This is a genomic window from Corynebacterium lactis RW2-5 (assembly GCF_001274895.1).
GTDB classification, from domain to species: Bacteria; Actinomycetota; Actinomycetes; order Mycobacteriales; family Mycobacteriaceae; genus Corynebacterium; species Corynebacterium lactis.
Genome location: NZ_CP006841.1, coordinates 617,076 through 636,139 on the forward strand (window position 1 = coordinate 617,076; position 19,064 = coordinate 636,139).

Annotated in this window: 16 protein-coding genes; 12 read left to right on the plus strand and 4 right to left on the minus strand. The window is 61.0% G+C overall.

Going from position 1 to position 19,064, the window contains the following annotated elements:
• The first annotated feature begins 297 nt into the window (after nt 1-297).
• The 11 genes from CLAC_RS02575 (at nt 298) to CLAC_RS02625 (ending at nt 14,395) form a co-directional block, all read left to right on the plus strand.
• The gene (locus CLAC_RS02575) at nt 298-1,935 is read left to right on the plus strand and encodes a carboxyl transferase domain-containing protein (protein ID WP_245621943.1); all 1,638 of its coding nucleotides are present in this window, start codon (nt 298-300) and stop codon (nt 1,933-1,935) included.
• 62 nt (nt 1,936-1,997) lie between these two features.
• On the plus strand, nt 1,998-4,154 hold the full coding sequence (locus tag CLAC_RS02580; protein ID WP_082313041.1) for an ATP-binding protein: 2,157 nt from the start codon (nt 1,998-2,000) through the stop codon (nt 4,152-4,154).
• 60 nt (nt 4,155-4,214) lie between these two features.
• On the plus strand, nt 4,215-5,375 hold the full coding sequence (locus CLAC_RS02585) for an acyl-CoA dehydrogenase family protein (RefSeq protein WP_053411567.1): 1,161 nt from the start codon (nt 4,215-4,217) through the stop codon (nt 5,373-5,375).
• Between the two features lie 3 nt (nt 5,376-5,378).
• Nucleotides 5,379-5,936: a MaoC family dehydratase gene (locus CLAC_RS02590; protein ID WP_053411568.1), complete on the plus strand. Its 558-nt coding sequence runs from the start codon at nt 5,379-5,381 to the stop codon at nt 5,934-5,936.
• Nucleotides 5,937-5,947: 11 nt separating this feature from the next.
• Nucleotides 5,948-6,838, plus strand: a complete 891-nt coding sequence (locus CLAC_RS02595) for an HpcH/HpaI aldolase/citrate lyase family protein (RefSeq protein WP_053411569.1) — start codon at nt 5,948-5,950, stop codon at nt 6,836-6,838.
• Nucleotides 6,839-6,899: 61 nt separating this feature from the next.
• Nucleotides 6,900-8,636 carry an AMP-binding protein gene (locus CLAC_RS02600; protein ID WP_053411570.1) on the plus strand — a complete coding sequence of 579 codons (1,737 nt, stop codon included), beginning with the start codon at nt 6,900-6,902 and terminating at the stop codon, nt 8,634-8,636.
• Between the two features lie 6 nt (nt 8,637-8,642).
• Nucleotides 8,643-9,395 (plus strand): CoA transferase subunit A, encoded by a 753-nt coding sequence (locus CLAC_RS02605; RefSeq protein ID WP_053411571.1) that lies wholly within the window; start codon nt 8,643-8,645, stop codon nt 9,393-9,395.
• 6 nt (nt 9,396-9,401) lie between these two features.
• Nucleotides 9,402-10,109: a 3-oxoacid CoA-transferase subunit B gene (locus CLAC_RS02610; RefSeq protein ID WP_281175560.1), complete on the plus strand. Its 708-nt coding sequence runs from the start codon at nt 9,402-9,404 to the stop codon at nt 10,107-10,109.
• Nucleotides 10,110-10,144: 35 nt separating this feature from the next.
• Nucleotides 10,145-11,353 carry an acetyl-CoA C-acetyltransferase gene (locus CLAC_RS02615; RefSeq protein WP_053411572.1) on the plus strand — a complete coding sequence of 403 codons (1,209 nt, stop codon included), beginning with the start codon at nt 10,145-10,147 and terminating at the stop codon, nt 11,351-11,353.
• Between the two features lie 248 nt (nt 11,354-11,601).
• Nucleotides 11,602-13,428, plus strand: a complete 1,827-nt coding sequence (locus CLAC_RS02620; protein ID WP_082313043.1) for an AMP-binding protein — start codon at nt 11,602-11,604, stop codon at nt 13,426-13,428.
• A gap of 88 nt (nt 13,429-13,516) precedes the next feature.
• Nucleotides 13,517-14,395, plus strand: coding sequence for an HpcH/HpaI aldolase/citrate lyase family protein (locus tag CLAC_RS02625; protein ID WP_082313045.1), 879 nt, complete (start codon nt 13,517-13,519; stop codon nt 14,393-14,395).
• A gap of 158 nt (nt 14,396-14,553) precedes the next feature.
• On the opposite strand, the gene hypD is transcribed toward CLAC_RS02625, so the two are convergent.
• Both hypD and CLAC_RS02635 read right to left on the minus strand, forming a co-directional pair.
• Nucleotides 14,554-15,705, minus strand: a complete 1,152-nt coding sequence (gene hypD, locus CLAC_RS02630; RefSeq protein ID WP_053411573.1) for a hydrogenase formation protein HypD — start codon at nt 15,703-15,705, stop codon at nt 14,554-14,556.
• Nucleotides 15,706-15,749: 44 nt separating this feature from the next.
• Nucleotides 15,750-16,019: a HypC/HybG/HupF family hydrogenase formation chaperone gene (locus tag CLAC_RS02635; RefSeq protein ID WP_053411574.1), complete on the minus strand. Its 270-nt coding sequence runs from the start codon at nt 16,017-16,019 to the stop codon at nt 15,750-15,752.
• 174 nt (nt 16,020-16,193) lie between these two features.
• Here CLAC_RS02635 and hypE point away from each other — a divergent pair, with 174 nt between their 5' ends.
• The gene (gene hypE, locus CLAC_RS02640; protein ID WP_082313047.1) at nt 16,194-17,363 is read left to right on the plus strand and encodes a hydrogenase expression/formation protein HypE; all 1,170 of its coding nucleotides are present in this window, start codon (nt 16,194-16,196) and stop codon (nt 17,361-17,363) included.
• 168 nt (nt 17,364-17,531) lie between these two features.
• Here the strand turns inward: hypE and CLAC_RS02645 are convergent, their stop codons facing one another.
• On the minus strand, nt 17,532-18,155 hold the full coding sequence (locus CLAC_RS02645) for a LysE/ArgO family amino acid transporter (RefSeq protein ID WP_053411575.1): 624 nt from the start codon (nt 18,153-18,155) through the stop codon (nt 17,532-17,534).
• A 101-nt stretch (nt 18,156-18,256) separates the two neighbouring features.
• Nucleotides 18,257-18,877 carry a TauD/TfdA family dioxygenase gene (locus CLAC_RS12575; RefSeq protein WP_342669464.1) on the minus strand — a complete coding sequence of 207 codons (621 nt, stop codon included), beginning with the start codon at nt 18,875-18,877 and terminating at the stop codon, nt 18,257-18,259.
• Between the last annotated feature and the right edge of the window lie 187 nt (nt 18,878-19,064).

Sequence of the window (19,064 nt, forward strand, 5' to 3'; positions counted from 1 at the left end):
CCGCTGTCTTCGTAGGAAGGCAGCGGGTTTTCCATCGGAAATGGCGGGGTTGGTCTTGCGTCTTGCGTGATGTCGAGAATTCGGTTTACCCCCGAAACTGTTAGTCGAGATTAACACCTGAGCGCCGTTCAATTCTTGTTTTACCAGCAAATGCTTCTGGTTTGAAAATGAGGGGCGGGCAAGTGGCGGGGGCGGGGCAATGTGAACTGGACTATGAAAAGCCTTGATGGGTGACGCGAGTCACATTAATCTTTCTGGAAAGAAAGTTAATAATCATTAACGGAAAGTATTTCGCCCATGACTCTCGCGACCGAAACCGCACAGCAAAACGCCGCACAACAAAAAACCGCCCAGCAGAACAGCGCGGCCCCCACAACCAATCGTGGCAAGCACGAGCAGCTCGTCTCCAACCTGAAAGGCCTTCTCGAACAGGCTGCAAAGGGTGGATCCGACAAGGCCCGCGCCCGCCACATCTCTCGCGGCAAGCTGCTGCCGCGCCAGCGAATCAATCAGCTGCTGGACCCGGGTAGCCCTTTTCTTGAGGTAGCTCCACTGGCTGCGCACGAGATGTACGGCGGCAAGGTTCCCGCGGCGGGTGTGATTGCCGGAATCGGGCTGATTCACGGCCGTCGCTGCCTCGTCGTAGCCAACGACGCCACGGTCTCCGGTGGCACTTATTACCCGATGACAGTCAAGAAGCACCTTCGGGCGCAGGAGATTGCCGGTCAGAATCGTCTTCCCTGCATCTACCTTGTTGATTCCGGCGGAGCCATGCTGCTCAACCAGGACGAGGTATTCCCGGACCGTGATCACTTCGGACGCATCTTCTACAACCAAGCGAACCTGTCCGCTCGTGGAATCCCGCAGATTGCCTCGGTGATGGGCTCGTGCACCGCCGGTGGCGCCTACGTCCCGGCCATGAGTGATGAGGCTGTGATTGTGAAGAATCAGGGCACTATCTTCTTGGCGGGCCCGCCCCTGGTGAAGGCCGCTACCGGCGAAGATGTTACGCCCGAGGACCTCGGTGGAGGCGAATTGCACTCCAAGACCTCAGGAGTGACGGATCATCTGGCGGTCAACGACGCCGATGCCCTGCGCCGCGTCCGCGATATCGTCGCGACTCTGCCGAAAGATCCCGAAGCGCCGTGGGACATCGCGCCGTCGATTGCTCCGAAGCGGTCTCAGACTGATCTCTACGACGTGGTCCCAACCGATTCTAAGACCCCGTACGACGTACATGAGGTCATCGAGATTATTGCCGACGGCGGCCAATACAAGGAGTTCAAGGCCGAGTTCGGCAAGACTCTCGTTACCGCTTTTGCCCGCATCCACGGTCACCCGGTCGGCATCGTAGCGAATAATGGCATCCTCTTTGCCGAGTCGGCCCAGAAGGGCGCCCACTTTATCGAGCTCTGCGACCAGCGCAAGATCCCGCTTGTGTTCCTGCAGAACACCACCGGTTTTATGGTCGGCCGCGAGTACGAGGCCGGAGGTATCGCCAAGCACGGAGCAAAGATGGTCAATGCCGTCGCGACGACCCGGGTTCCCAAGTTCACAGTCGTTATCGGTGGTGCGTTCGGCGCCGGAAATTACTCCATGTGCGGCCGGGCGTACTCGCCACGCTTTCTCTGGATGTGGCCGAACGCCCGCATCGCTGTGATGGGTGGTCCACAGGCAGCGATGACTCTGTCGACGGTTCGCCGCAACCAGATTGAGCGCTCGGGAGAGAGCTGGTCTGCCGAGGAGCAGGAGCAGTTCGAAGCCCCAATTCGTGAGCAGTTTGAGCGCCAATCCGACTGTTACTACTCGTCGGCCAGGCTCTGGGACGACGGAGTGATCGATCCCGCCGACACCCGCCGCATTCTCGGTATGGCGCTCGATGTCGCCAGCGCCGCGCCTCTCGACGACCCCGGCTTCGGCGTTTTCCGCATGTAGTCATTTCCCCGTTTTCAACCGCACTCGTCAGAGCATAATTTTTGAAAGGACTAGGTAGACAAATGACTGCCACTGCTGGAAACTTGACCGCCACTTCGACGGACGCCACCTCGAAGCCGGGCGAGTCAAATAACAACACCCGCGAGCTCTCGACTGTCCTGGTCGCCAACCGTGGCGAGATTGCCTGCCGCATTATTCGCACCCTGCGCGACAACGGAATCCGATCGGTGGCCGTTTACTCCGATGCCGACGCCGACGCGCCCCACGTGCGTCTCGCCGATGTCGCGGTCCACATCGGGCCATCCGTGGCGCGCGAGTCCTATCTCGTCATCGACAAGATCATCAATGCCGCTAAAGCGACCGGTGCTGACGGCATCCACCCGGGTTATGGCTTCCTGTCTGAGAACGCCGATTTCGCCGCAGCCTGTGCAGACGCTGGCATCGAGTTCATCGGACCGCCGGCTGACGCAATCAACACGATGGGTGACAAAATTTCGGCCCGCGCAGCAGTCGAAGCTCGCGACGTGCCCACCGTCCCCGGCCTATCCCGCCCTGGCCTTTCCGACGAGGAGCTCATCGAGGCCGCCCCCGGTATTGGCTTCCCCGTGTTGATCAAGCCGTCGGCAGGCGGAGGCGGTAAGGGAATGCACCGAGTGGAGGAGCCGTCGGCGCTGCCCGGCGCGCTCGTGACGGCTAGGCGTGAGGCGGCAGGCGCGTTCGGCGATGACTCGCTGTTCCTGGAGCACTTCGTGGACACCCCGAGGCATATCGAGGTGCAGATCGTCGCTGATAAGCACGGCAACGTCATCCACTTGGGGGAGCGAGAGTGCTCTTTGCAGCGTCGTCATCAGAAGGTCATTGAGGAGGCGCCGAGCCCGCTTCTCGACGAGGCCACTCGCGCCGCAATCGGCGAGGCGGCTTGCGACGCGGCGCGCTCGGTCGGCTACGTCGGGGCGGGAACTGTGGAATTTATCGTGCCCGCGAAGGAGCCCGAGAAGTTCTATTTCATGGAGATGAATACCCGCCTGCAGGTGGAGCACCCGGTTACTGAACAGGTCACGGGCCTGGATCTGGTCGCGCTGCAGGTGGCGGTGGCTTCGGGGCAGCCACTGCCTCTGACGCAGGAAGATGTCACGTTGACCGGGCATTCCATCGAGGCGCGCGTGTACGCGGAGGATCCGGCCGCGGGCTTCCTGCCGACCGGAGGCATAGCCACCCGCGTCATCGAGCCGAGCGGTGCGGGCATTCGCGTCGACTCCGGTATCGCTGACGGCTCCGAGGTCTCCTCTCTGTACGACCCGATGCTGATGAAGGTTATCGCCCACGGCTCCGACCGCACCCAGGCCCTGGAGCGACTTGACCGCGCGTTGGCCGACACCGTCGTTGCCGGTGTGGGCGTCAACGTGGATTTCTGCCGCTACCTGCTACAGGTGCCGGAGGTTCGCAGCGGTGATCTCGACACCGGGCTTCTGGACCGCGTCGCCGAGGGCTTCGCTGTGGCCGATACGCCTGACGACGCTTGCGTCGCGGCGGCGCTGTCCTGGCTGCAGGGGCGCTGGCCGGAGCATCCGGTATCGCCCTGGCAGACCCCGGATGGCTGGCGCTCGGGAACCCCGGCTGCGCAGCGAATCCGGTTCGGGGCGGGGGAGCAGTCCCGGTTGGTGTCGCTCGTCGGCACGCCCGCGCGTGCGACGGTGATTGTCGGCGATGTGGTCGCGGGACTGTCCGCGGAGGCGGAGGCGAAGGCGGCCCCGGGCGATGAGTACCCGCAGCCGCGCCACTACGAGGTGTCCGCCTACCGCGACGGCGAGAGCCTGCGGGTGGTATGCGACGGAATCGCCCGGCATTTCCTGGTCGAGACGATTTCCTCGGTGTCGGGGCAGGAGGAGTACGTGGTCTCAGGCGATTCCGGAACCTGGGTTCTGCCCCGTACGGAGGTCGTCACCACGGGCGCTGACGATGCCGCGTCCGGCAGCGGCGCAGTAGTTGCCCCGATGCCGGGAGCGATTATCACGCTGGTTGCGGAGGAGGGCTCCACGGTTGAAGTGGGCGATCCGCTGCTGGTGATGGAGGCCATGAAGATGGAGCACACGCTGACCGCTGAGGTGGCGGGCGTCGTGAGTTTTTCGGTCTCTCCGGGCGATCAGGTCGCAGGTGACCAGCAGCTAGCGGCCATTGCCGAGCAGTCCGGGGACACGGGCACGGTCGAGCAGAACTAGCGAATTACAAGACTTATCGAACCAAAACGCAGCACTGACACATAAATAAGGAGCACACCCATGAACCACATCAGCACCGCAGTCCTCGGCGAGGAGTACACCGAACTGCAGAAGGTTGTCCGAGAGTTCGCCAACGAGGTCGTGAACCCGGTTGCCGCCGAGCACGACCGCAACCACACCTTCCCATACGAGGTCGTTTCCCAGATGGGCGAGATGGGCCTATTCGGGCTGCCGTTCCCGGAGGAAGTCGGCGGAATGGGAGGCGATTACCTCTCTTTCGGTATCGCCCTGGAGGAGCTGGCGAAGGTCGACCAGTCCGTCGCGATTACCCTGGAGGCCGGCGTCGGCCTGGGGGCAATGCCGATCTTCCACTTCGGCAACGAGGAGCAGAAGAGCAAGTACCTGCCGGAGCTGACCGCGGGCAAGAAGCTAGCTGGCTTCGGTCTGACCGAGCCGGACGCGGGCTCCGACGCCGGTGCCACCCGCACGACGGCCCGTGAGGAGGGCGACGAGTTTGTCATCAACGGCTCGAAGCAGTTTATTACCAACTCCGGCACCGACATCACCTCTCTGGTCACCGTCACCGCGGTGACCGGGCAGGACGAGTCCGGAAAGAAGGAAATCTCCACCATCATTGTCCCGAGTGGGACCGAGGGCTTCACGGTCGAACCGGGCTACGACAAAGTCGGTTGGAACGCCTCCGACACGCACCCGCTGACGTTTAGCAACGTTCGCGTTCCGAAGGAGAACCTGCTGGGCACCCGCGGCCGCGGCTTCGCTAACTTCCTATCCATCCTGGCGGAGGGTCGCGTCGCCATTGCGGCGCTCGCCACAGGAGCGGCGCAGGGCTGCGTCGACGAGTCCGTCCGCTACGCCAAGGAGCGCAACTCGATGGGACGCGCAATCTCCGAGTACCAGGCGATTTCCTTCAAGATTGCCCGTATGGAGGCCCGCGCCCATACCGCTCGCATGGCTTGGTACGACGCGGCTGCCAAGATGGCCGCAGGAGTGGACTTCCGCCGTGAGGCTTATATCGCGAAAATGGTCGCCTCTGAGGCAGCCATGGACAATGCCCGGGACGCGACCCAGATTCACGGCGGCTACGGATTCATGAACGAATACCGCGTCTCCCGTCACTACCGCGACTCCAAGATTTTGGAGATCGGCGAGGGCACCACCGAGGTCCAGCTGATGCTGATCGCGCGAGGATTGGGGCTGTAACCGATGACCGACAACACTAACACCGCAAACACCGAGAACACCCGCGAGGTCGTTCAGCGAGGCCTCTGGTTCGAGGAGTATGAGGTCGGGGCGCGCTACCTGCATCGCCCGGGGCGCACCGTAACCGAGACCGACGATGTTTTGTTCACCACCCTGACCATGAACACCCAGCCGCTGCACCTGGACGCGCACTGGTCCTCCCAGCAACCCGGCTTCGGCGGGCAGCGCCTGGTCAACTCCATGTGGACACTGTCCACGGTTGTTGGGCTTTCCGTCGGGCAGCTCACGCTGGGCACCATCGTCGCAAACCTCGGCTTCACGGAGGTCGCCTTCCCCGCGCCGATGTTCCACGGCGACACCCTCTACGCCGAAACGGTTTGCCGCTCCAAGCGCGCATCGAAGTCCCGTCCCGGGCAGGGAATCGTCGAGCTGGAGCACATCGGACGCAATCAAGACGGCACCGTCGTCTGCCGCGCCGTCCGCTCCACGCTCGTCCAATGCTTACCCGAGGGTGTCCCGCTTGACGACGGAAACGTTGCAGGCGCGGAAGCGGGGAAGTGAGGAAACCGGCCATGACTATCCAACATTCGCAGACGCGGTGGCAGCCGACGGGGCCGGCTATCCTTTTCGCCCCGGCCGACCGGCCGGAGCGCTTCGCCAAGGCCTCCGAGCGTGCCGACATGGTCATTCTCGACCTGGAGGATGGCTGCCGAGCGGAGAACCGCCCGGCATCCCGTGATGCCATCCGCAGCTGCAACCTGAGCCCGGACTCCACCATCGTGCGCATCAACCCGCCGGAGACCGAGGACTACACAGCGGACCTTGAGATGCTGCGTGCAACCGCGTTCCGCCAGGTGATGCTTCCGAAGGCGTCCTCGGCAAAACAGGTGGCTGACCTGGTCGCAGACCTGGGGCAGGGGACTCAGGTCATCGCACTGATTGAGACGCCACTCGGTGTGCTCCGGGCGGAGGAAATCGCCGCGGCGGACGGGACTGCGGCCCTGTTCTGGGGCGCCGAGGACCTGGTCGCGGGAATGTCCGGTACTTCATCCCGTTTCACCGACCCCGAGGCACAACTCGCGCCGGGACGAATTCACTCCGGTGCCTACCGCACGGTCGCCGCACATGCCCGCAGCACAGTACACCTGGCCGCCGCAGCGTACTCCAAGGCCAGCCTCGACTCCGTCTACGTCGACATCGCAGACACCGACGGGCTTTCTGCCGAGGCGATCGACGCGGCAGCCCTCGGTTTCGCCGCAACCGTATGCATCCACCCCGGTCAGGTCCCAACCATTCGCGCCGCGTATAGGCCAAGTGACGAAGAGATTGACTGGGCAACCAGGCTCCTTCGCGAAGCCGCAAAGAACTCTGGGGCATTCAGCTTCGACGGTCGCATGGTCGACGCGCCGCTGTTCCGCCAGGCCGAGGCAATCGCGCGACGTGCCGGCGTCGGCAAGCAATAGTAACCACACCCACTGACTTTTCATCCCCTCCACAGACCTTGAACACCCGAAGGACAAACCCATGACTGCAACAATCAGCAACAAGGATGCTCAGCAGAATACTGCGGACCTGAAGACCATTCCGGCCCCGTACGGAAAGGACGTCGTCGACGAGGCCGGCAACAAAATGAGCCACGTCATCGGAGCCGGCATCGAGCAGGGAGCCGCGCCGCTACGCGACGAAACGCTCGGTGAGAACCTGCGCGCCATCGTGGAGAAGTTTCCCTCCCGTGACGCCATCGTCGATGTCTACGCCGATGTTTCCTTCACCTTCGAGCGTTTTTACAATCGAGTGTTGCGCCTGGCCAGCGCTTTCGTACGAGCGGGTTACCGCAAGGGTGACCGCATCGGCATCTGGTCCACAAACCGTTGGGAGTGGACCGTGGTGCAGTACGCATGCCATCACGTTGGTCTAGTGCTGGTCAACATCAACCCCGCGTACCGGCAGCACGAGCTGAACTACGTGCTGGAAAAGGCCGGCGTGCGCATGGTTTTTGCAGCCCGTCGCTACAAGGACTCCGACTACCGCACGATGCTGATCGAGGCGGCCAAGCAGCGCGGCGTGCACCTGGACAAGGTCATCTACTTCGGATCCTCCGAGTGGTACGAGCACATGCATGGCGACATCGACGACCTGTCCGAGTACACCTCGCAGCTGCACCCGGATGACCCAATCAATATCCAGTTCACCTCCGGCACCACAGGATTCCCGAAGGGCGCGACCCTGACCCACCGCAACTTGCTCAACAACGGCTACTTCATCGGCGAGATGCTGGGCTACACCGAGGAAGACCGCGTCTGCATCCCGGTGCCGTTCTTCCACACCTTCGGCATGGTGATTGGTACCTTCGCCGCCTTCTCCCACGGGGCGGCGACGATCATCCCCGCGCCGACGTTTAAGGCCCGCGAGACGCTGAAGGCCGTCCACTCGGCGAAGGCAACCAGCCTTTACGGCGTGCCGACGATGTTCATCAACGAGTTGGAGGAGGCCCACGACCAGGAGGAATACGGCTCACCGTACGATTTGTCCATGCTGCGTACGGGCGTGATGGCTGGTACTTCGTGCCCCTCGAAGACGATGCGCGAGGTCATGGACCGGCTCAATATGCACGAAATTGCCATCTGTTACGGCATGACCGAGACCTCGCCGGTGTCCTTCCAGACACGGAAGGACTCGCCATTGGAGAAGCGCGTCAACACCGTCGGACAGGTCATGCCCCACCTGGAGGCCCGCATCATCGACGAGGACACGGGCGAGACGCTGCCGCGCGGCGAGCAAGGTGAAGTCGTGGTCCGCGGATACTCCGTGATGAAGGAATACTGGCAGCATCCGGAGAAAACCGCCGAGGCTATCGACGCCGATGGCTGGATGCACACCGGCGACCTGGGAGTTTTGGACGACGAGGGCTACCTGTCCATCACGGGGCGCATCAAGGACATGCTGATTCGCGGCGGTGAGAACATCTATCCGCGCGAAATTGAGGAGTTCCTGTTTACCCACCCAGCGGTGGTGGACGCGCAGGTCATCGGTGTCCCGGACGACAAGTACGGCGAGGAGATTATGGCATGGCTCATCCTCCACGACGATGCCGAAGACCTCACGGCCGACGACATTGCGAGCTTCGCCCAGGGCAAGCTCTCTCGGCATAAGATTCCGCGCTATGTCCACGTCGTTGACGAGTTCCCGATGACCGCCTCCGGCAAGGTCCGCAAGGTGGAAATGCGCGAGATGGCGCCGAAGATTCTGGGGTGGGTGTAAGAACTTATGACGAAGACAACGAAGATGACTGGACGCGAACTGGTCGCGGGCTTGGTCGAGGATGGGATGACCATCGCAGTTGGAGGCTTCGGGCTCTGCGGGGTTCCCTTCACACTGATCGAAGGCGTCCGAGACTCCGGGGCGAAGGACCTCACCATCGTGTCCAATAACATGGGCGTCGACGGCCAGGGGCTCGGCATCCTGCTGGAGAACAAACAGGTCACGAAGGTGATTTCCTCCTACGTTGGGGAAAACAAAGAGTTTGCCCGCCAGTACCTCGAAGGCGAGCTTGAGGTCGAGTTCACTCCGCAGGGAACGCTTGCGGAGCGACTACGTGCAGGGGGAGCGGGCATCCCGGCTTTCTATACCGCGACCGGCGTCGGCACGCTGGTGGCAGAGGGAAAACCCCACGCTGAGTTCGATGGCAGGACCTACGTGCAGGAGCGCGGAATCGTCGCTGACCTCGGTCTAGTACACGCCTACTCGGGGGACATCGATGGCAACCTCGTCTACCGCCGCACGGCCCAGAATTTCAACCCCCTGTGCGCGGCATCCGGACGAGTGACGGTCGCGGAGGTCGAGCACCTGCTCGGACGCGGCGAGATCGACCCTGATTACGTAATGACCGCCGGCGTCTTTGTCCAGCATGTCGTGCGTGGCGATGGCCGAGAAAAGCCCATCGAGCAGCGCACAACGCGCTCCCGCAATACCGCCTCGGACCATGACGCAGGCGACGCCGCGACCGGAGAGGAAGTGTGAGAAGCAATGCCGAATAAGAACAACAAAACCGCCGTCGCAGCCGACCCGTCGAAGGCCGCTGAGGTTCTTGCCAAGGGCTGGAGCCGCGATGACATGGCCGCGCTGGCCGCCGGGGAGCTTCGCGACGGCGACTACGTCAACCTTGGTATTGGCATCCCGACGCTCGTGGCGAACCACATTCCCAACGGGGTGCGAGTGCTGCTGCAAAGCGAGAACGGGATCCTCGGAATGGGAGCCTTTCCCTACGAGGGCGACGAGGACGCGGACCTGATCAACGCCGGAAAACAAACGGTGACGCTGGTTCCCGGTGCCGCAGTGTTCGACTCCGCGACTAGTTTCGGGATGATTCGAGGCGGGGCCGTGAAGATGGCCGTTCTCGGCGCGATGGAGGTCAGCCAGTGCGGCGACCTGGCCAACTGGATGATCCCGGGAAAGATGGTCAAGGGAATGGGCGGGGCGATGGACCTCGTCGCCGGGACGCCGCGGGTCGTGGTAATCACTGACCACATCGCCAAGGACGGTAAACCAAAATTGGTAAAAGCCTGCGAACTGCCCCTCACTGGTGCAAAAGTAGTGAACAGAATCATTAGCAACCTAGGTAGCTTCGACGTCGCCGACAATCACCTGGTGTTGCGCCAACTGGCCCCAGGTGTCACGCTGGCCGACATCGAGGAGAATACGGAAGCCGCGTACGTCGTTGACCTCGAAGACTAACGCCCCAAACAGGACAAACTAGGAGATATAAGACTATGAGCAACCTTCCCGCCCCCAGCCCGAACGACGTCGTTATCCTCGCTGGCGCCCGCACCCCGCAGGGCAAGCTGCTGGGCCAACTGGCATCTCTGACCGCGGTCGACCTCGGCGCGCATGCCATTAAGAACGCAGTCGAGCGCGCCGGAGTGAAGCCGGAGGATGTCCAGCGCGTAGTTCTCGGTCAGGTTATCCTCGCCGGAGCGGGGCAGAACCCCGCTCGTCAGACCGCCATTAAGGCCGGCCTGCCGTGGAACGTCACCGCAGAGATCGTGAATAAGGTCTGTCTTTCAGGACTGGACGCGATTATCCACGCAACACGCATGATTCGCCTGGGTGAGGCCGACGTCATCGTCGCCGGCGGCCAGGAATCCATGACTAACGCCCCGCACGTCGCTCGCGGCGTCCGTCAGGGCAAGTCCTACGGTGGCCTGAAGCTGGAGGACACCCTCGAGCGCGACGGTCTCGTCGACTCCTTCGATGGCGTATCCATGGGCACGCTTACCGACGGTCCTAACGGCGACCTCGGCATCACTCGCGAGCAGCAGGATGAGGTCGCGGCCGCTTCTCACCAGCGTGCTGCAAAGGCACAGGCCGATGGCATCTTCGCTGAGGAGATTGCGCCGCTGGAGATTCCGCAGCGCAAGGGCGACCCGGTTATTGTCGATGCCGATCAGGGTATCCGCCCGGAGACCACCGTCGAGACGCTGTCGAAGCTCAAGGCCGTGTTCCTGAAGGAAAACGGCACTATCACCGCCGGCAACTCCTCGCCGATTTCCGACGGCGCGGCAGCCGTCGTCCTCGCATCGCGTGCCTACGCGGAAAAGAACGGGCTGGACTACCTGGCGGTCGTCGGCCAGGCTGGTCAGACCGCGGGCCCGGATAACTCGCTGCATGCTCAGCCGTCGGACTCCCTGAAGGAGGCCCTGCGTCGCGCGGAGTGGGATGTTCAGGAGCTCGACTTCATCGAGATTAACGAGGCCTTTGGTGCGGTTGCTGTGAAGTCGCTGCGCGAGCTGGACTACCCGCTGGAGAAAACCAATATCCACGGTGGCGCGATTGCTCTTGGCCACCCGATTGGTTGCTCCGGGGCGCGCCTTGCATTCACTGCTGCGATGGAGCTGAACCGTCGAGGTTCCGGTCGCGCAGGTGTGAGCCTGTGTGGCGGCGGTGGCCAGGGTGATGCCCTGCTGCTGTACCGCGACTAGTTTCCCGTGCGCTACATAGTTAGCTATATCCCGTCGGCGTTCCTCTGTTGGGGCGCAGGCGGGATTTTATGTTCTCTGCTGGTAGTGAGTCGTATGGGGCAGGTAGCGAGCGGGATTGTGCAGCTCGTGGAACGCGAGAGAATTCTCAAAATCTTGCGTCGAAAATCCATTGAAGTATGTTGTGAATCACAGTAAAGTTTTAGGGGAGAAAATAATGTGACGCCAACCTGTGAGGATGCCATTTTCCTATGACTACGACGATCACTGATGACGCCACTGCAACCGCCGGTGCTTCCGCGGCTGCGCCCTCCCGCTCCGCAGTCACAGCAGCAGCCGCAGGTTCCCTTGCCCTGGAATCGGCTCAGGTCAGGGCCGAAAAAGATGGACTGCGCACCGTCCCCGCGCCGTTCGGGCATGATGTCGTCGATGAGACCGGCAGCAAGCTGAGCCACGTCATTGGGCTCGGAGTGGAGCAAGGTGCCGCGCCACTGCGGGCGGAGACTCTCGGCGCGAACCTGCGGGCGGTTGTTGAAAAGCACCCGGCCCGCGATGCCATCGTTGATGTATACGCCGATGTCACCCTTTCTTACGAGCGCTTCTATAACAAGGTGCTGCGGCTGGCCAGCTACTTTGCTCGTCAGGGGCTGGTGAAGGGCGACCGTGTGGGAATCTGGTCTACCAATCGCTGGGAGTGGCCCGTCGTGCAGTATGCCTGCCATCACCTGGGGCTCGTTCTAGTCAACATCAATCCCGCATACCGCCAGAGGGAGCTCAACTACGTCCTGGAAAAGGTGGGGGTCCGCATGGTGGTTGCAGCGCGCCGATACAAGGACTCCGACTACCGAAGCATGCTCAACGAGGCGCGGAAGCAACGCGGGGTAACCCTTCGCGAGGTACTCTACTTCGGCTCAGCAGAATGGGATGAGGCCATCGATGGCGATATTGTTGACCTCAGCGAATTGATCGAAGGTATCTCACCCCACGACCCGGTGAATATCCAGTTCACCTCCGGAACTACCGGCTTCCCCAAGGGCGCGACCCTGACCCACTTCAATATTCTCAACAACGCCTACTTCGCGGGAGAACTACTGGGTTACACCGAGGAAGACCGCGTCTGTGTCCCCGTGCCGTTCTTCCACACCTTCGGCATGGGCGTTGGCATCATAGCGGCCATTTCCCATGGTGCCGCGGTCGTTATCGCAGGGCCGACCTTCAAGGCTCGCGAGACGCTCAAGGCCGTCCACTCGGCCAAGGTCACCAGCCTCTACGGCGTGCCGACGATGTTTATCAACGAACTCGAAGAAGCCTACGACCACGAGGACTACGGCTCACCGTACGATTTGTCCATGCTGCGTACCGGAGTGATGGGCGGAACCTCCTGCCCCACGAAGACGATGCGCGAAGTTATGAATCGAATGAACATGCACGAGGTCGCAATCTGCTACGGCATGACCGAAACCTCGCCAGTTGCATTCCAAACGCGGGCTGACTCCCCGCTGGAAAAGCGAATCGCCACGGTAGGACAGATTCATCCGCATATCGAGGCCCGAGTCGTCGATACGCGAACAAACGAAACCCTGCCCCGGGGAGAGCAGGGTGAGGTCGTGGTACGCGGCTACAACATTATGAGGGAGTACTGGCAGCACCCGGAGAAAACCGCCGAGGCGATCGACCCGGATGGCTGGATGCACACCGGCGACCTGGGAGTTTTGGACGACGAGGGCTACCTGTCCATCACGGGGCGTATCAAGGACATGCTGATTCGCGGCGGTGAGAACATCTACCCGCGCGAGATTGAGGAGTTCCTGTTTACTCATCCATCGGTGGTGGACGCGCAGGTCATCGGTGTTCCGGACGACCGCTATGGCGAGGAAATCATGGCATGGTTGATTCTGCACGAGGGGGCGGAGGAGCTCAGCGTCGACGAACTTGCAGAGTTTGCTCGGGGCAAACTGTCGCGGCATAAGATTCCGCGCTACGTGCATGTGGTGAAGGAGTTCCCGATGACGGCCTCAGGAAAGGTGCGCAAGGTCGAGATGCGCGAGATGGCACCGAAGATCCTGGGGTGGGTATAGGCGTGACGAGTGCTATGGGGCGACGGGCGGTCACGACGGGGCCAGTGGGAGAGGGGCTAACAGGGCAGTTTTGAACTAGGTTGGAAGCATGACTGCCTCCACGACTGCCTCCGCTTCGCGTGCCCTCGACGGCTCCCAGACATTCCCGTGGCTGCCCACGGGGCCGGCTCTGCTGTTCGCCCCAGCTGATAGGCCCGAGCGCTTCGCGAAAGCAGCCGAGCGTTCGGACATGGTCATCATCGATTTGGAGGACGGCGCGGCTGTCGATGGGCACGCGCAGGCGCGCGAAAATATCGTGAACAACCCGCTGGATCCGGCGAAAACAATTCTGCGGATTACTGGGCCGGGGACTCCGACATTCGCGGAGGACGTCGCGTTTGCCCGCGAGTGCGACTACGACATCATCATGGTGCCGAAGATTCGCGAGTCCATCCCGGAGGAGCTGAAGGGGCTAAAGATTATTGCGATGGTCGAGACCCCGCAGGCGGTTATAAATATCCAGTCGATTGCGACGCATCCGGATGTCGTCGGCCTGTTCTGGGGCGCGGAGGATCTCACAGCGGAGCTGGGCGGCGTATCGTCTAGGCAGAGCGTCGACGAAAACCCGCGCCGCGATTACCGCGACCCGCAGCGCATTACCCGCGCCATGGTACAGATCCATGCCGCGGCGGCAGGCATCGCTGCCATCGATGCGATTCATGCGGACTTCCGTGATGAGCGAGGGCAATACCTCGAGGCTCTCGACGCCGTGGGCTGCGGTTTCATGGCTACAGCCTGCATTCACCCCGCTATGGTGTCTCCGGTGCGCAAGGCCTACAAGCCGAGTGCCGAAACGCTCGCGAGGGCTAGGGCAATTGTGGAGCGCGCGGGCAGCAGCGTCGGGGCGTTTCAGCTCGACGGGGAAATGATTGATGCTCCAATTGTGAAGCAGGCGGTGGCTACGCTCACGCGCGCAGGGGAGCTGTAGGCGCGTCCCGCGGCACTCACTGTAGTCCCGCGGCACTGTAGCGCAGTCTTGTGACTGTAGCGCACGCTCTCGGCTGTTCTACAGTCACAAACCAGTGCTAAAGTCGCTAGCGCTGCTGGCACTATTAGCGCTCCTAGCGCTCCTAATTCGCAGCAGCTTCACCTGCGGGTCTTCGCCAAGTTCAGCGTTACCTGCCGGTCGATGCGGCCGAAGTTGTAGTACGCCGCGCAGGCGCCCTCGGGGGAAACCATACAAGTGCCGATTGGCGTGGCTGGGGTGCAGGCGGTGCCGAAGACCGCGCACTGCCACGGCTTGATGTGGCCGGTGAGAACCGAGCCACATTCGCAGGTGATCGGGTCTGGAATTCGGCGGCCCGGGACGTCGAAACGACGCTCGGCGTCGAAGGCCGCATACTCCTCGGAAATCCCCAGGCCAGAGTGTTCGATCCAGCCGAGGCCACGCCATTCGAACGTATCGCGCAGCGTGAACACGCGGTCCATCAGCTCCTGTGCGCGGGTGTTGCCGGCTGAGCGGACGACGCGGGCGTACTGGTTCTCCACGCGCGCGTTGCCGGCAGCCACGTCGCCGTCGACGAACTGCTCCAGCAGCAGAAGCACCGACTGCAGCACATCCAGCGGCTCAAAGCCTGCCACCGCGACGGGCAGGTTGAACTCTTGCGGCAAAAACTCGAAAGCGTCCGTCCCGACGGTGGTTGCCACGTGACCCGGACCAATGAAGCCATCCACTTTGGTCTCGCCACCGTTGACAATGGCACGCAGCGGCGGCTCAATCAGGACGTGGTTGGAAAACACCGAGAAGTTCTCCACGCCTTGACGCCGGGCGGCGTCCACCGTCACAGCAGTCGACGGGGCGGTGGTCTCAAAGCCAACGGCAAAGAAAACAACCTGCTTGTCGGGGTTCTCGGTAGCGATCTTCAGGGCGTCGAGAGGCGAATAGACAAAGCGGACATCGGCGCCGCGCGCGCGAGCCTGCATCAGGGAGGTTTCGGAGCCGGGCACGCGCATCATGTCGCCGAAGGTGGTGAAAATGACGTTATCCTGCCGCGCCAACCAGATGGCATCGTCAACCCGGCCCATCGGGATCACGCATACAGGGCAGCCTGGGCCGTGAATCAGTTCGATGTTCTCGGGCAGGAGGTTCTCCAGGCCGTAGCGGTAGATGGTGTGCGTGTGCCCGCCGCAGACCTCCATCAGAGCGATTGGGCGCTCGAGCTTCTTCACATCCTGCTCGATGCGGGCAAGCAGCTTCTTTGCGGCGGCGGGGTCGCGGAACTCGTCAACGTACTTCATGGCAGGCTCTTCCTAGTACAGCGTGTCCGGGGGTGTCCTGGGCGCTAATCAATCTTCGATGACGAGAACGACTCCACCTCGTCCTCGTAGGTGTCCCCACCGAGCTGCTTGATCTGCTGCAACGACAGCTGCGCTTCTTCCTCGTCGATCTTGCTCATGGCGAAGCCGACGTGGACAAGGACCCAGTCGCCTGTGGCCAGGGATTCGTCGATAAGCAGGTCGGTGGAAATCATGCGGGCGACACCGCCAATTTCGACGGTCGCGCGCGCTGAATCGTGGACCTCGGTGATGACTGCGGGGACGCCGAGACACATACGCTTGAAACTCCTGACGCTCTTGTCGCGCTTCCCATGGGCGATTTACAGGCTTTCCATCGCCAGCAACCTTTAAGACTACCATCGGGGACGTGACCGCCTTGCAATCTGCGCAGGCGTGCAAGTTTGTTAATTACCGGGCGCTTTCGCGCCGTGGCTGAAAAGGAATTGTAGATGCAGCCGAAGAACCGCCTTAATACCGACGAGGCCAAGGTCAACACCAATATCGGCCGTGTTCGTGCTCGCCCTTTTAGGCTTCTCGACGACTACGTCACCCTGCAACACGGCTCTGGTGGCAAGGCCTCTGCGGCGCTGGTCGAGCAAGTTTTCTTCGATGCCTACGGCAACGAGGTACTGGGACAAGGAGGAGACTCAGGGCTATTCTCGGCGCAGCCGGTGCTGGATGCGATGGCTGGTGCGGGGGATGGGTCCGCCGCTGCTGCGGGTTCGGGTACTACCCCGCGCTTGGCGATGTCCACCGACTCCTACGTCGTCAACCCGATTGAGTTCCCGGGCGGCAACATCGGCGACCTCGCTGTCAACGGCACCGTCAACGACTTGGCTGTGGCGGGCGCGAAGCCGCTGGCGCTGACGGCATCGTTCATCTTGGAGGAAGGCCTGGAGATAGAGACCCTGAGCCGCATCGTGGCGACGATGCGCAAGGCCGCAGACGCCGCGGGTGTCGCCATCGTCGCAGGTGACACGAAGGTTGTCCCGAAGGGAGCCGGTGACAAGGTTTACATCACCACCGCCGGCGTGGGCGTTGTGCGCGGTGATTACGCGGGTGCCGCCACGGATGGTTCGGTGTACTCGGGTGTCGAGGTCGGCGACCGTATTCTTATCTCCGGCCCCATCGCGGATCACGGCATGGCCGTTATGCTCGCCCGTGGCGACTTGGCCCTTGCCGCGCCAATTGAATCTGATACCCGCGCCGTCAATAGTTTGGTGGATGCGCTGCTCGCGGCCGCTCCCGGCACGCGCTGGATGCGCGATGCCACCCGTGGCGGGCTTGCGACCGTCGCCAATGAGCTGGCTCGTGGCACTGGCCTGGGTGTCGTCCTGGATGACGAGTCCATTGCCGTGCGCGAGATGACCCGCGGCGCCTGCGACATGCTGGGCATCGAGCCACTCTACGTCGCCAACGAGGGCACTTTCGTTGCTGTCGTTCCCGCAGATCAGGCGGATGTCGCGCTGGCCGCGCTGCGTGAGGCCGGTGCGCCTGAGGCCCGCGATATCGGTTCCATCGAGGAGGAGCCGGGTGCCTCGGTCGTGTTGGTTACTGGCTTTGGCGGCACCCGGATGGTGGACATGCTGGTCGGAGACCCGCTGCCCCGTATTTGCTAATTTTTCCTACCTGTGGGCGCGGGATCATGTTGTAGGCGTGCTATAGCGCACCATCAACATGATCCCGCGCCAACAGGTGAAGGCCTGTAGCCTACAGCGTGCCAACAAGTGCGCCTTGCGTTACGCAACAAACTCGCGTCAATTGGGGCGGTGAATTTATATTGGAAATTAGAAGATTGATGCGATTAGCGAACCAGCGACTACGAACATGGTTAGTGCAACCAAAACATCAATGGTTTTCCACGCCCTTGGTGATGAGAGCGCTGGTGCTAATTTGAAAGCCGCAAATCCCAAACTGCTAAACCATATAACCGAACCTGAAAAAGCGCCAATGCTAAAGACGTAGCCGTTGTCGTATCTGTGAGCAATGCTGCCCAGAAGTATGACGGTATCGAGATAGACGTGTGGATTTAACCAGGTCAGCGCTAACGCCGTAATTGCAATGCTTCTGACCTTCCACCTTTCTACATTAGGTGTATCGGGATGAGAAACCTTGAGCGCATTGTCGTTCTTGAGGCTGAGTAATGACTGAATTCCGATATATATCAGGTAGAATGCGCCAGCCCATGTCATCCAAGGAACAATCTTGGGGACTATATCCTGGAGGTATTTGATAGAAAAATAGCCAAGCGTAATCAAAACTGCGTCTGATGCTGCACATATGAATACGACAAGCGCTGTGTATTCACGTCGAATGCCTTGCCGGAGCACAAAGGCATTTTGAGCGCCGATGGCCGCAATTAACCCAAGCCCGGTAATTAGACCGGTAATAAATAGTTGACTCGAAGACACAATTCTTCCTGTCTATGGGGACGCCCTGAGGGGCGCTGATAAGTGATTACAGTGCTCTGCCGGAAAGATTCGCTACAAATTCGCTATTTCCTGCTGATACACTAATCTTTTTTTAGCCACCGATCAGTGCCATCGAAACGTAGTGAGTAAGACCTTCGTCCGTGGACAGCCTTATGATTGTTAACGATGGCTAAGTCCCCACCGTGGATAACTACGTCAGTTTGCGCTGCGTCCAGCTGCGATATAGCTTTCGTGAGTACGTTTTCTGCGTATTCATTTCCGGGGATTGTTTCCATGAAATAAGGGTCAATGTGGAGGCTATCTAGCTCGGTTTCGCCAAAAAGAACCGCACAGGGTTCGGGAGTGTCTCTCATCCGAAGCATGTTCTTCAGTGCAGCACTTTCAGGAGCAATTTGTTGGAGTTGTCGGATATGTTCATTATCTGGTCGAATGGAAAAACGTCTTTGGGCTAAAATTTGCCTTTCGGAATCCGACAAATTCAAATCGAAGATGTCAGAAAATGTCGTCGGTACTTGATCGTGATTACGAATTCCGGCTAAAAGCAAATAGTCGCAACGATTAGGGTGAAACGCATCTTCAGTGTGCCAGGCTAGTTCCACTGATCCGTGGCCGCTTTGCTCATCGCTATCACTTTTGACGGGCATTAGGTTTTGAACCATTCGTCCCCGTTGCAGAGTACGCCATGTAAAAGCTTGTCCCAAAAGGATGGAGATAAGGGCTAGCTGGGCTTCCTCTGCTGCTTGCTGCTCGTCGGCATAGCCTGATTCCCAGGACAGTGGGGTTGGGCCGCAAGTGTCCTGATTAACGGCTAGCCCTGAAACTAAAAAGACGCTGTATGTTTGGCTCTCTTGAAAACAGCTAACAGCAGAAATTAGACGGGGGGAGTTG